This window comes from Acidisoma sp. S159 (assembly GCF_009766125.1).
Lineage (GTDB): Bacteria > Pseudomonadota > Alphaproteobacteria > Acetobacterales > Acetobacteraceae > Acidisoma.
Genome location: NZ_LMUG01000090.1, coordinates 7,123 through 19,392, shown reverse-complemented (window position 1 = coordinate 19,392; position 12,270 = coordinate 7,123). Strand labels below are relative to the sequence as shown.

Genomic DNA, 12,270 nt, shown 5'->3' with positions numbered 1-12,270 from the left:
CGAGATGCATTCAGAGACAAGACTCTCAACATACGACCCTGACTGGGAAGCCCGCTGGGAACGCTGCCATGCGGCTCTTACAGCGTCGCGCGTCGAGCAGCGTTCCGCCGGAAACATACTCGACGCCGAACTGGAGGCACGCTGTTCCCGCGAGCTCAACGCCCTGCACGCCGCCTATCACGCGCAATTCAGGTCGACCAAAGCGTATTTCGATCACTTCATGACGTTCCACGTGGAGCATGCGCGTGGGTTGGACGTCGCCCTTCCGCAGCTTCCGGGCGGTGCAAGTCTGGAGGAGGCTAAAGGCCTCCTTGAGCGTTTTTGGACCGAGGCGGATCTTGCCCAACGGGACAAGTGCCGGCCGCTCCCGGCCGATCCGCCCAATCTTGCGGCCTTCGCCACGCCGCCGCGGGCAGGCTGCCAAAGGACAATCGAACAACTTTCGCTACCGCGTCCCCCGGAAGGGCCAGCCGTTGATTGCATTTTGATCATGGAAGCGACAAGCCAGGAAATCCATGTGTGTCTGGTCCATGCTCTCTACGGCGGGAGCGTGACCAACAATATCGAGCGGATCGCTACCCACATCGATAACGACCGCTTCGCGCCACGCGGGACGTGGCAGCGCGCGCAGGCATTTCTCGGGCGACCGGGATCGGGGACGTATCGCCCAGAATCGCTGTCTTTCTACGACTACCTGCCCTTTGCCGGCTCATTTTCCAAAGGGGACTTCTCGTCCGTCAACATGACCTGGTCCGGCAAATCTGGATTCACGGCGCCGCGTTGGCGACGGTTCCCAAGCACACCGGTCCTCGTCGCTGAGGCGGTGCGACGCCCCGCCACGCCGCTGCGACCTGTCGGCCAACGCGTGCTTGCGAGCGACGCGCTGGAGTACAGCGCTGTGCAACGGACCTCCGCTTGAACGATGTCCTTGCAGTGCTGTTGGTTCGCACCGGTCGCTGTCACGCTCGCGATGTGAGATTGGAAGCGGCGCGATGAAGACGATGATAGCCCGGATTGTTCCTATGTTAATCGGCCTCGGTCTTGTCGCTGGATGCGCCTCCACGAACGTGCCCACGGATGTCGCGACCACGGGGATGCCGAATGCTGAGCTGGCGCTGCGCCGCACACTCGATCAGGTCAACAGCGACATGACACAGATCGGCGGCATGCAGTCTGCGGGATCTGATGCCGGAAATATGGCGCCGGTCGTTCCGGCGGAATTGGAGAAGCCGGTTCAATTCGTGTGGAACGGGTCGCTCGATGCCGGCGTCAAAAAGCTGGCCAGCAGCATTGGATATTCCGTTTCAATCCTGGGGCCACCGAATTCTCAACCTCTCGTCGTTACGGTTACCGTGAACGGGCAAGTGCTCGGCGCCTTTCAAGCGCTTGGCGCGCAGGCCGGCGCGATCGCCACCGTTGAGCTCGATCCCCTCCATCGTCAGGTCCAGGTCGTGCATCATGTTTAGGAGCCGCTTGTTCCTCTGCGGGGCGACCCTATTGGCGTCCCTGGGGATGGTCCAGTCAGGGCATGCGGGGGGATGGGTTGATCCCGATGCTGTGCCCCCCGCGCCCTCGGCAGCACAGGTTGATCAAGCGGCGAGGACGCTCGGCAATCCGCTCAATCAGCCGGTGACCGGTGCGGCGGAGATCCCCACGGTCGTGGGTGGCGAAGCGCCCCCTTCACTCGAGGCGCTGCAGGCGACGCGCCCCGGCGACCAGCATGGCGATGGTCTCAAGCCTGGCCGGGCAGAGGAGCTTCAGCAGGCCGCGATGATCTATGGCGCCCAAGGCGGCCTTGCCGCCCGTGCCTTCGCCATCAACCAGATGCTCCGGCGGTATGAGCCGGTCCTGGACACCACCTTCGACTTCCGGTTGCTCGTGCTCCCCGTAGGCAGCGGCCAGACCTTGATGCGGCCGCCCATCATCAGCCAGGCTCAGTTGGCTTTTGCGCTGGGCGAGGGCGGCCAGGTCGCGCACGAGACGGCCTGCATCTACGAGATCACGCGGGAGGCGCAGCTCGCGTCGGCACCGCCCGACTGGCGCGAGTATCTCGTGCGCGTCTGGTCGGCTCCGGAGCGGCCGGCAGACGCGGCGCTGCCGCGTTCGGACAAAGAGGTGGCCTATTGGAACAAATGGGTCGCTGAGGGCTGGGGGCTCGGCGAGAAGCAGGCGGTCGATATCTTCCTCTCCGACCTGAGCCGCCTCCAGCGCGATATCACGGGCATGGCGCGCTATCGCGTGCTGCTGCGGTCTGGGCTAGTCGAGCAGCCGCGCATCGCCTTCCATACCCTGGCTGTCAAGGGTGGCCGGGATACGCTGCATCTTGGTGACCAGGTCGTCCGTATTGCGGATCAGCCTGGGCTGCAGGACCGTAGCGCCGCCGTCGGATACGGGTGCCAATGAGCTCCGAGCCAATGATGACGCCCGGGATCCTCGAAGCCTACCGGCCGTGCAACGGTAAGGTCGTCGTCAGCGAGCAAGCGGTGATCGCGTTTGTGATTCCCCGATTGGAAATATGGCGGGGAGAGCCGCGATGAACGCCATCACCCACCCGCCCGTTCGCCCGAGCATAGATGAGAGATGGCCACAGGAAGGCCTGCGATGGGTCATGGACCCACGCAAGGACGCAGCCGGCCTGGATGCCCTGCTGTCCTGGGCCTATGACGCGGGCGCGTCCCGCATCGCCTTCACAACAGGCCATCCCGTCTGGATCCGGGTGCACGGCGTCAATCGCCAGGTGACCGAGCATTCTCTCGATGAGATGGAGATCGCCAGCATCGCCAACCATTTGTACGGCGCCGACGGCACGGCGCGGCTACAGGGCGGCCGTGCGTTCGATGTAGCCTATTCGATTTCGCGGACGCGATTGGAGCGGTTGCGCTTCCGGCTCAATGCGACGCCCATCCGCAGCAGCCGAAGCCATGCCGCCAATATCGTGCTGCGTCCTATTCCCGATTTGCCGCCGACATTGGAGCAGCAAGGCGTCGAGCCCGGCATCCTCGAAGCCTACCGGCCTCGTGACGGCATGGTCATCGTCAGTGGTGCCACGGGATCGGGCAAATCGACGCTGATCGCCGGCTTCACGATGGCGAAGCTGCTGGACCCAAGGGGAAACCACAACATCAACGAGGGCGCCGCTCCGATCGAATACATGATGGACCGCGTGAAAAGCCCATCAAGCACGATCACGCAAACCGAGATCCCGAGAGACCTGCCGGCTTTCGAGGATTTCATCATGGGCTGCATGCGCCGCGAACCGACCGATATTATCGTCGGCGAGTGTCGCGATGGACCGACGATGACCTCGGCGGTGCAGGCTGCGATTTCCGGGCATGTATTGACCACGACCATTCACGCTTCGGACGTGCCTTTGACCATGCAGCGAATTGCAAGCCTTTGCCCGCCGAATGAGCGCGACAATGTCATCAGCCAGGTCGCCCAATCGCTGCGGCTCGTTATCAATCAGCGCCTTGTGATTTCAACCGATGGAAGGCGCACAGCGCTTCGGGAATTCCTGGTCTTTGATGCCAAACTGCGCATGCGGTTCCTGCAAACCACTCCCGGCGAATGGCCGGCCCTGACGCGCAAGGCCGTCGAAGAGCAAGGCCAGTCCTATGCGGTGTCGATCCGCCGCGCTGTCGAGGAGGGCCGCATTACACCCGAAGTCGCGGCCTACGAAATGAAGGAGCTTGCCTGATGTGGCGCTACACGGCTCTGCCGGTGAAGGTTGCGATCCTTGATGCCCGCGCTTGCATCCCGGTGCTGATCTTCGTGCTCTATTGGAGCTGGACCACGGCTTACATCGCAATTGCCGGCATACTCTTCTTCACCATGATCTCGTGGTTCGGCCTGCCTGTTCCGTCAGTCGTCCGCCTGATGCGCCGTGTCCTCGTCGGCTCCGTACGCCCAGCGGTGCCGGCATGGCAGAGGCGGCGCCTGGCATGAACGACGAAAACGAGATTGAGATCGCAACCGTCAGCCACCTGCTGCAGCGTGTTCTGGAACAGTCCGGCCGCGCGATCCTCTACGACTGCCGGGCATCCAACCGCACCCTCGTCTACGCCCCGGACAGCGCGGCCTCGCCGAGTGGTTTGCTTCCAGCATTCCTGAGCGCCGGAGATGCGGTTTGGCGAGAGGCAACGGGCAAGAGCCTTGGACTGGAGATCGCGACCGATCCTGATACGGTTCTCGGCTACACCGTTTATGGCGTCCGGTCCGGTAGCGTCGCAATTGTCCTCCTCGCTGTGATGGAAGCGATCGAGCAGGCAGCGCATGCCGATTCCATCCTGGTGAACGATCTCGGTGAGATGTGGCGTCTCGCCGAGGACCGCATGGCGCGTGCGGCGCTCGCGCAGTTGTCTGCATGAGGCGCCGGCTCGCACTTGCCGTGGCACTCTCCTTACTGCCGGCAGTAAGCCGGGCGGCGGCGCCTGCTCCTATCGTGACCTGCATTGAAACGGCCGCATCGGTCTACCGACTGCCGCCTGCGGTTATTCTGATTCTGTTGTCGGTGGAAGATGGCTCTCTGGGCCGCATCAGCCGGAACACGAACCAGACTGTCGATATCGGACCGATGCAGGTTAACTCGATCTGGGTGCCGGCCGTGGCAAAGCATTGGGATGCCTCGCCCCGCGATACCTATGCGGCGCTCAGGGACGACTTCTGCGCTAATGTCGAGGCGGGAACCTGGATTCTCCGCCAGGCCATGGATGAAGCGCACGGCGACTTCTGGGGCGGCGTCGGCTTCTACCATTCCCACGATCCCAGCTACCAAGCCGACTACTTGCGCAAGGTGTTGCGTCAAACACTCCGGCTGCAGGCCCTGGCGTCCCGGCAGACGACGCATCAAACTCCCGCAGGAGGCTGACATCATGGCCGCAGGCGCAGGCAATCGGGCCGCAGGCCCCTTGAATGACGACTTCACCTTGATGCTGTGCCTTGCCGTCATCGCGATCGGCCTCGCCTTCTTTGGCTGGCTGAGCTGGACGAACTACCACGAGGCGATTTCGGGCGTCGCCGCCGATGTCCTCAAATGGCAGATCCAAATCATCCACCGTTTTACCCCCGCTCTGGATGGCCTTTATCAGACCATCGCGTCGGCGAACTTCGACACCGTGAGGATATCGGACATCCTCACGGCTGCGAATTTGACCGGGCACTATCTGCGCGTTCCGGTGATCGCCCTCATTCTCGTGCTCGCCGCCCTCTGCTTCACGCACGCCGCGCCGGCCCGGTTCACGCGCAAGCTCGATCTCGAGGGCCTCATCCGGGAGCACACGCTGTATTTCCGAGCGATCGCGGCGTTCACGCGTCGCAACCTGCGTCTCGTATCCTTGCGGCCAGATGTATTGCGCCCGGCCGACCCGGCTCTGCATACGCGCGATTGGGTGCTGCGTTTTGCCAATACCGCTCGTGACCACCGCGGCTCAGCAGTTCCCGTGCTTGATGAGCGGGCGGCAGTGGAGGCATTCATTGCTCAGCTCGGGCCAGTGTGGCGCGGCATAGAGCACGCCCCAGGGCATGTGCGCGTGCTCTATGCCGCCTTTGGTTTCCATCTCGATCAACGCCGCGGCGAAGCTCAGGACCTCCTCAGCTCCCTGTCGGAGGCGCTCCCAGCAGGCGGCCCAAATGAAATGGCCGGCCCGGAGGCGGCATATGCCGTGCCGGCGAGCATCGTTGCCCGAGCCGACAACGCGTTGGACGCAATGGAGGCCTTCGAGCGGGCCGCTGAAATCGCGAGCAGGCACGCCTACACCGCCCCTGCTTTGATGAGCGTGCTAACGGCCGCCCGCCACCGCGCGGGAGTATTGGCGCCCGCACAATTCGCCTGCCTGAAGCTCATTGACCGGAGCCTCTGGTACGCCCTGCATTCACTGGGCTTCGAGGGCGACGGCCCTGGTCAACACACCCATCCCAATCCCCGGATCGAGGCGGCGGGTGCACGTGACCATTGGGTCGCGGAGCGAATGGCGGGCAAGCCGCTCATCATCCCGTCCGTCAGCCGCGCTGTCAGTGCCGTTCGCGCCGCGCTCGGGCAGGATGAGCGCACCGCACGGTCACAGGACCATTCCCTATGAGCCAACATCCCCTTCGTCTTGTCGTCGATCAGTATGACGACACCGCTCCGGCCGCCATCGAGCTTCAGCCGGCCGCTGGGGCGGCCTTGCACATCCACCTGCACATGTCATCTCGCCACGGTTCGATTTCGCCGCCGGCCGTCGAATTGGCGCCGGAGAGCAAAGCAAGAGGGCGATCGGGAAGAGGGGTGATCAGGCCCCTACTCGTGGGCGTGGCGGGCGTTCTGATCGCTGTGGTGGCCTTCGATCTCGGCGGCCGATCGGCCGAAGGCCATGCCCAGGCACTCGCGGCGGGCAGGGCACGTGCGGAAGGCCTCGCATCCCTTGCGGCCCCGCCGCCCCTCCAACCGGCCCAGGCGGCCCCCGTCGATCCCCTAGCGAGCGTGCAACAGGAGTTGGGTCGACGGCCGACCGTGACGCCGTCGCCCGGAGCAGCACCCTCCTCCGGAGGCTCCGATCTGTTTGGGCTACAGCGCTGACAGAACCGTCATCTGAGTGCTTTCCATGATCAATCTCGCCGCGCCTGGCGATGCGGACGCCATCGATGAGCTTCTGCTCAACCGGGTGGACGACGGAAATGCGGATAGGCGCGATGCTCATTTTCATGCCTGTCTGAGAGATTTCACCAGCGAGCAGCGAAGCGATACGGCGTGTGACATGCGCTGTTACGATGCGATATCCTGCGCTCCGATTTTGGTGTCTCGCTCTTTCCACAGCGAGCTCCCATGATCCGCCGCGAAATCGTCGGACCCCAAACCCAGTTCGAGCGCTCTGCTTCAGACGGCTATCGGGACGTTCGGCCAACCACGGCACGACTATCGGATGCACTTCGAAGCTCCGGCTCCGGCCTGATCTTATGCGGCTTTGCGTGCACGACATGGTTCTACCCTGCGGCTCTGAACCTCACCCTGCCGATTTCCGCCCTCTATGCTGGCTGGGTTCTGACACGCCGCGTGGTGCTGCCCTTGCGGCTGCCAAGAAGTGCCAATCGGAAGGACTGGAATTACCCTGATCCCGCGACCCGGAAGCCGCAGCAAGCTGACGGTCGCTTTCTCATCGGCTTCGACGCTCTGACGGGCCAGGAGCTATGGCTCACCAACGCGGATATGCGACAGCATGCGACCATTCCCGGCACAACCGGTGCCGGTAAGACAACCTCCATTCTCAGTCTGCTGGCCAACGCGCTGGCCCAGGGCAGTGGCTTCGTTCTGGTTGACGGCAAGGCTGATAACACCCTCTACGGCCAAGTCCTCGCCCTCGCGCGCCGATACGGACGAGAGGACGACGTCTTAGCCCTGAACTTCCTCACGGCCTCCGGGATAAAGGAATCGAACACCTTCAATCCCTTTGCGTCCGGCAACGCGGATGCGATTCGAGAGCTGCTGGCGAGCCAATTGGGCGAGCAGCGCTTGGATGATGCGAATGGTGTTTTCCGCGGAAGAGCCGTCGGGCTGATTGGCACGGTCGCGCCCGTTCTCGTCTGGATGCGTGACCACAGGGGCGTCACGATCAACATCGAGAAGATTCGCTTCGCGCTCGAGCTGCCATGGATTTGGACCCTGGCGAAGAACCGAATCTTCCTTGTCCGCGACCCCAAAACCGGCACCATCACGGAGATGCCGGTGCCGGAGATGCCCTTGGACATCGTCTATCCTTTGCTTGCCTATCTAGGTGAACTGCCCGGCTACGATATCAGTGTCCCCTATAACGAACAGCGCAGCGACAAGCCGTCCGAGCAGCATGGCTACGCGCTGATGTATTTTACCGCGACCTTCTCGCAGATGTCGATCAGTCTCGGACACATCTTCAAGGTCGAGAGTGGCGACATCGACATGCGCGATGTCGTGCTCAATCGGCGCATTCTGGTGGTAAACCTGCCGGCCCTAGAGAATTCCGACGACACGTTGGCGGCTCTCGGCAAGATCGTCGTGGCCGGGCTGCGCGGGATGCTGGCGCAGTTACTCGGCGCGCGACTGGAGGGGGATGCCAAGGAGATATTCGCGCTCAAGCCGAGCGCGGGCGACAGCCCCTTCTATGTCGTGTTCGACGAAGTCGCTTACTATGCGACGAGCGGCATGGACCGCATGCTGGCGATGGGCCGTGGCCTTAACGTCGTCTTCTGGTTGGCCTTTCAGGAGCTGTCCGGCATCTGGGCTCGACTTGGAGAAAAGACCCAAAGTCTCCTCGGCAATGCCAACCTGACGATCGCCATGCGTCAGCAGGAGGCAAACCGGACGCGTGAGTGGCTGCAGAAGACCGCCGGAGAGACGGCGGTGACGCAGGCCACCACCTACCACGGAGGGGGCCTCGGCCAGTATCGCGAGGCCCAGCAGGCCGATGTCAAACAGGTCTCACGTGTGGACTGGCAGGACCTGCAGAATCTGCTCGAGGGTGAAGCGGTGGTTCTCTTTGGTGGCCGCCGCATTTACGCTAAGGTCTTCTATGCCAAGCTGGATACCTCCGGCCCGACCCGCCTCAATCGCCCGATTATGCTCGCGGCTCCGCCAAAGACAGATATTCGCGCAACCGTCGAAACAACCCGGACCATCGTCGAGAACCTAATCTCGGGCAGGACGTCGGCACCGGACAAGGTCGAGGAGGACGAAGTCCTCGTGGCGATGCTGGACGCCTTCGCCGCGGGCGCCAAGGAGCGCCAACCAATTGCTGCTTGTGCAGACGCGGCAATAGATGCAGCAGGATCCAAGCACCTCGCCATGCTTCGTGCTGGTCACGTCAATCCGGATGGCGGGGAGGGCGCGGAGCCCCCTGTGACTGATCTGCTGCCGATGTTGGAAGCGACAAGCGCCGCGGTGTTCGCAGGCGCCGTCGATCCCGGCACGCCGATCGGCCCAATCAATGCGGATGACATGCGGGTGCTGATGCGTATTGAGACCTCTGCATCCGGCAGTGCTCAGGCGGGACGCCGGAACAGTCTTGCCGCGCTAGCGGAGCGGGACCGAGCGCGCCAAGATCGTCCAGCACACTCTCGACCGTCTGCGATGGCGGCGCCGGACTTGTTCAAATTGATCGATGGTCTAATCGACCAATTGGCGGCATGATCGCATAGTCCTCGGGCACCTTGAATACATGAGCATCAGACCTGAGGCTGAAGCTGTTGATCTTGGGGCCGGGGTAGGCTGCATGTCTCTGCGCCCGTAGCGCCGGAATGGATGCCACGACAGGTCGTTGCTTCGGCGGCTACCGACCCATCTCGGTCAACAACGCATAAAAAGAGCGTCCCGAGAGCTGCCATTCGGCGGCGCTGGAAGGCGGCCGGTATGCGCCAAACTCAGATATTTAGCCGGGCCAGGTGACTTCCCGGAGGCAGACACAATCATCAGCAACACCTGTGACGCCGTAATCTGGAACGTCTTTTTGATGCACATTAATCATGCCGGGTGTCAGTTCCCAAGTTGCCAACGTGCCTTAGCGCTCCAGAACACCGGAGGCACGTTGAGTACAAATTACGGAAGTGAATCACGCCAACTGCCGGCACCCCAATTGCTCTAAAACCGGTAATACGGCAAATGGCTCGGGCCGCGGAGTATAATTGGCATTGACCTCGGCGTAAGCGATCCTACCATACTTCGCGATGACATACCGAGCTCGCATCGGCAGAGTCCGACCGTCCTCGCCGTTAAACTGCGTCAGGTCTGCGCCGAGCGTCTTCTGGACCACGCGCAGGTAGTCCGGAAGAGTCCAGCGCACGCCGAACTGCGGCAATGACGCCGCCATGATCGCCCAGAATCGGAAAACTTAAGCCCGTTTGCCGGTCGCGATTTACGGCTATTTGCAGCCGTTTGTTTTGAGATCGCGACCAAGCTCGCCCCGCGTGACTCGATCTCCGAGCGGAACTCCTCCAACGCACTCAAGTGGAGGTTGCAGTAACGCACCAGGCGCCCCGATTGAAAGTGCCCAGAGCGGCCCTTCGGCTAGCAACGCGTTAGAGGATACCGGATGACCGTCGACGTCAGGACGGAGCGATGGAGCGCTTCGACGGCCGCCCGGGGGGGGCGAGGTTGATATCGAGCTCGATTTTAAGCGCGTCGAGTTTGCCTTTCAGCGGCAGGCCAGATCTAGCGATTGATGCAAGGGTTCTTCCAGAGTCATCGAACATCTCCTTGATTGGCGCGACAGTCTAATGCTGATCGAACGCCTGAAGTCCGCGGTTCACAGCCGGGCGGGCTTCGATCCGCTCGAACCATCTCCTCAGGTTGGGGAGTTTCGGCCACGGAAGATCTGACTTCACGGAGCGAGTGATCGTAAAGCCGGCAATGTCGGCTGCGCTGAACGTCTGGCCAGCGATGAACTCATCATGTACGACGTATGTCTCCGCTGTCTCGAATGTGGCGAGCATTCGATCCGTTAGGATTTTCTGCGCCTGTTGGGCGTCGGAGGCGCGAAGGGAAAACGCCGCGTGGCTGACGGCTATGACGTCCGTTACAAAGAAGAAAAATCGCTCAAGGACGATTGCCCGGTTACGATCATTATCAGGCAGCAATCGACCCGATGCTTTTCCAGCGGCATACATGATGATCGCGTTCGATTGAGTAAGGATGAACGGCTCTCGGCCATCCTGTTTCTCGACGAGAACGGGCACCTTTCCCAGCGGGTTGAGCGCGAGGTGGTCAAAGCCCTGGTGCTCACCACTGGAAAGATCCACGAGCTTAGGCATGTAGGATAGGCCTGCTTCCTCAAGCGCGATTGCGGCTCTGATGCAATTGCCGGTCTGCGCGCCGTAGAGCTCAAATGTGGTTTTCATGCCTATGCCTTTTCGTCTATTCGGTGCCGCGACCTGGATGGATCCGCCTAGCGGCTCGGTGGATGCATACCTCTGGAACGAACCAATACAACCCAACGCCGTTAGGGCGTGACTGCGCGGACCGCCTGTTTGATCACCTCGATGACGACGTCCGGGAAAGTGACGGGAATGGCGTGCGAAGACTTCACCTCGATGACGGTGGCGTGGGCACGCTCCGCTTCGAACTTGAACTCCTCCTGGGGGATGACGGGATCCAGCAGGGGCCTGATTTGCCAGTTCGGCTTGCTGGTCCATGCCGCCGTTGTCAGCGTGTCACTGAGGGCGGACGCGGCAATGGGGCGCTGTGTGGCGATCATCAGAGCGAGCTTGTCCTCCGGCACGTCGGCGGCGAGCAGGTAGGCATATTTCTCCGGCTTGATGAGGATATTCGTGCCAGTGGTTCCGTCAGGCAAAGTGAATGGGATCAAATCGGCGGAGCTTGCGAAGTCGCCGCCGGGAAACCTGTAGAGACAATCGTTTGTGGTTTCCCCGACCCCGGGCATTGGGGAGCCCGCGTAAACCAGGGCCTTCACCTTGGGATCGTCCCCACCCTCAGTGATAACCGCCCCGCCATAGGCGTGCGAGACGAGGATCACCGGCCCCTCGATCGTGTCCAAAAGGCTCCGCAGATAGGCAACGTCGTTCGCCAGACCCCGCAGAGGATTGGAGAAGACCCTGACCGGGTAGCCGTCGCGCTGGAGTCCCTGGATCACGCCATGCGTCCAGAGCGAGGAGTCCTCGACAGCTCCATGCACAAGCACGATCGTAGGCTTGGCTGCATCGATAGTCATTGTCATGCTTCCCGAGGTTGCGTTAGGAAACGGCGGCTCGCGTCCGTATCGACCCAAGCCGCCTAAAACTCATCATCTGTCGCGATGAAGAGCCGCGGAGAGACGCCTTACTTCTGAGCGACCACCTGCAGCCGGTAAACCTTGGGGGGCACGGAGAACAGCTCATCCGCCTTCGCGACGAGCTCCTGCCCAGCCTCGCCGTTCAGATGGGCGTCGCGGGCAGCTTCATCATCAAACGTGTCGAAGACCCTATATGCCCCGGGCTCACCTTCGATGCTCACCGCGTGCCAAGACAACGTGCCCGGCTCGCTTCTCACCAGCGCGGCCTCCTTCTCCAGAAACGCTTCGACTTCCGTTTCCTTTCCCGTTTTGGCCTTCAACTCAACAAGTAACGCGAACTTAGCCATTTGATGTATCCCTTTTTGAACATAGTCATGTTGCATCCAGCAGTCGGACTTTCGGCAGTCGATCTGCCGTTACATCACCAACTCGGTTTCCTTGATGTTGGCGATAGGTCCAAGGATTGTCGGATCGAAGTCGCGAACAACGTCTCGATCGGACCAAAGCCTTGGTAAGCCTGGGTTCGCCAGGGCAACACGGG

The 12,270-nt window shown here is 61.9% G+C and carries 15 protein-coding genes; 11 read left to right on the top strand and 4 right to left on the bottom strand.

Going from position 1 to position 12,270, the window contains the following annotated elements; translation table 11 throughout:
- Window positions 1-4 precede the first annotated feature (4 nt).
- From GSQ92_RS26940 to GSQ92_RS26890, 11 genes are all read left to right on the top strand, one after another.
- A complete protein-coding gene (locus tag GSQ92_RS26940) occupies window positions 5-919 on the top strand; it encodes a hypothetical protein (RefSeq protein ID WP_159014634.1) in 915 nt (304 codons plus the stop codon).
- 73 nt (window positions 920-992) lie between these two features.
- Window positions 993-1,466 (top strand): DotD/TraH family lipoprotein, encoded by a 474-nt coding sequence (locus tag GSQ92_RS26935; protein ID WP_159014633.1) that lies wholly within the window; start codon window positions 993-995, stop codon window positions 1,464-1,466.
- 46 nt (window positions 1,467-1,512) lie between these two features.
- Window positions 1,513-2,403 carry a type IV secretory system conjugative DNA transfer family protein gene (locus GSQ92_RS26930; protein ID WP_371418611.1) on the top strand — a complete coding sequence of 297 codons (891 nt, stop codon included), beginning with the start codon at window positions 1,513-1,515 and terminating at the stop codon, window positions 2,401-2,403.
- Between the two features lie 205 nt (window positions 2,404-2,608).
- The gene (locus tag GSQ92_RS26925) at window positions 2,609-3,697 is read left to right on the top strand and encodes a type IV pilus twitching motility protein PilT (RefSeq protein WP_254066714.1); all 1,089 of its coding nucleotides are present in this window, start codon (window positions 2,609-2,611) and stop codon (window positions 3,695-3,697) included.
- Window positions 3,697-3,945, top strand: a complete 249-nt coding sequence (gene icmT / locus GSQ92_RS26920) for an IcmT/TraK family protein (RefSeq protein WP_159014630.1) — start codon at window positions 3,697-3,699, stop codon at window positions 3,943-3,945. Before GSQ92_RS26925 ends, icmT begins: the two co-directional genes overlap by 1 nt.
- On the top strand, window positions 3,942-4,367 hold the full coding sequence (locus GSQ92_RS26915) for a hypothetical protein (RefSeq protein WP_159014629.1): 426 nt from the start codon (window positions 3,942-3,944) through the stop codon (window positions 4,365-4,367). The genes icmT and GSQ92_RS26915 overlap by 4 nt, the downstream gene beginning before the upstream one ends.
- Window positions 4,364-4,867, top strand: a complete 504-nt coding sequence (locus tag GSQ92_RS26910; RefSeq protein ID WP_216856995.1) for a lytic transglycosylase domain-containing protein — start codon at window positions 4,364-4,366, stop codon at window positions 4,865-4,867. The genes GSQ92_RS26915 and GSQ92_RS26910 overlap by 4 nt, the downstream gene beginning before the upstream one ends.
- Before the next feature lie 4 nt (window positions 4,868-4,871).
- Window positions 4,872-6,077: a hypothetical protein gene (locus tag GSQ92_RS26905; RefSeq protein WP_159014628.1), complete on the top strand. Its 1,206-nt coding sequence runs from the start codon at window positions 4,872-4,874 to the stop codon at window positions 6,075-6,077.
- Window positions 6,074-6,556, top strand: coding sequence for a hypothetical protein (locus tag GSQ92_RS26900; protein ID WP_159014627.1), 483 nt, complete (start codon window positions 6,074-6,076; stop codon window positions 6,554-6,556). The genes GSQ92_RS26905 and GSQ92_RS26900 overlap by 4 nt, the downstream gene beginning before the upstream one ends.
- Before the next feature lie 25 nt (window positions 6,557-6,581).
- The gene (locus GSQ92_RS26895) at window positions 6,582-6,806 is read left to right on the top strand and encodes a hypothetical protein (RefSeq protein WP_159014626.1); all 225 of its coding nucleotides are present in this window, start codon (window positions 6,582-6,584) and stop codon (window positions 6,804-6,806) included.
- Window positions 6,803-9,136: a type IV secretory system conjugative DNA transfer family protein gene (locus GSQ92_RS26890; RefSeq protein ID WP_159014625.1), complete on the top strand. Its 2,334-nt coding sequence runs from the start codon at window positions 6,803-6,805 to the stop codon at window positions 9,134-9,136. Before GSQ92_RS26895 ends, GSQ92_RS26890 begins: the two co-directional genes overlap by 4 nt.
- Window positions 9,137-9,554: 418 nt before the next feature.
- Here GSQ92_RS26890 and GSQ92_RS30570 read toward each other — a convergent pair whose 3' ends face one another.
- From GSQ92_RS30570 to GSQ92_RS26870, 4 genes are all read right to left on the bottom strand, one after another.
- Window positions 9,555-9,812 carry a hypothetical protein gene (locus tag GSQ92_RS30570; RefSeq protein WP_216856994.1) on the bottom strand — a complete coding sequence of 86 codons (258 nt, stop codon included), beginning with the start codon at window positions 9,810-9,812 and terminating at the stop codon, window positions 9,555-9,557.
- A gap of 403 nt (window positions 9,813-10,215) precedes the next feature.
- Window positions 10,216-10,839, bottom strand: a complete 624-nt coding sequence (locus GSQ92_RS26880; protein ID WP_159014624.1) for a glutathione S-transferase family protein — start codon at window positions 10,837-10,839, stop codon at window positions 10,216-10,218.
- A 101-nt stretch (window positions 10,840-10,940) separates the two neighbouring features.
- Window positions 10,941-11,669 (bottom strand): alpha/beta fold hydrolase, encoded by a 729-nt coding sequence (locus tag GSQ92_RS26875; RefSeq protein ID WP_159014623.1) that lies wholly within the window; start codon window positions 11,667-11,669, stop codon window positions 10,941-10,943.
- Between the two features lie 107 nt (window positions 11,670-11,776).
- Window positions 11,777-12,076 carry a putative quinol monooxygenase gene (locus tag GSQ92_RS26870; RefSeq protein ID WP_159014622.1) on the bottom strand — a complete coding sequence of 100 codons (300 nt, stop codon included), beginning with the start codon at window positions 12,074-12,076 and terminating at the stop codon, window positions 11,777-11,779.
- Window positions 12,077-12,270 lie beyond the last annotated feature (194 nt).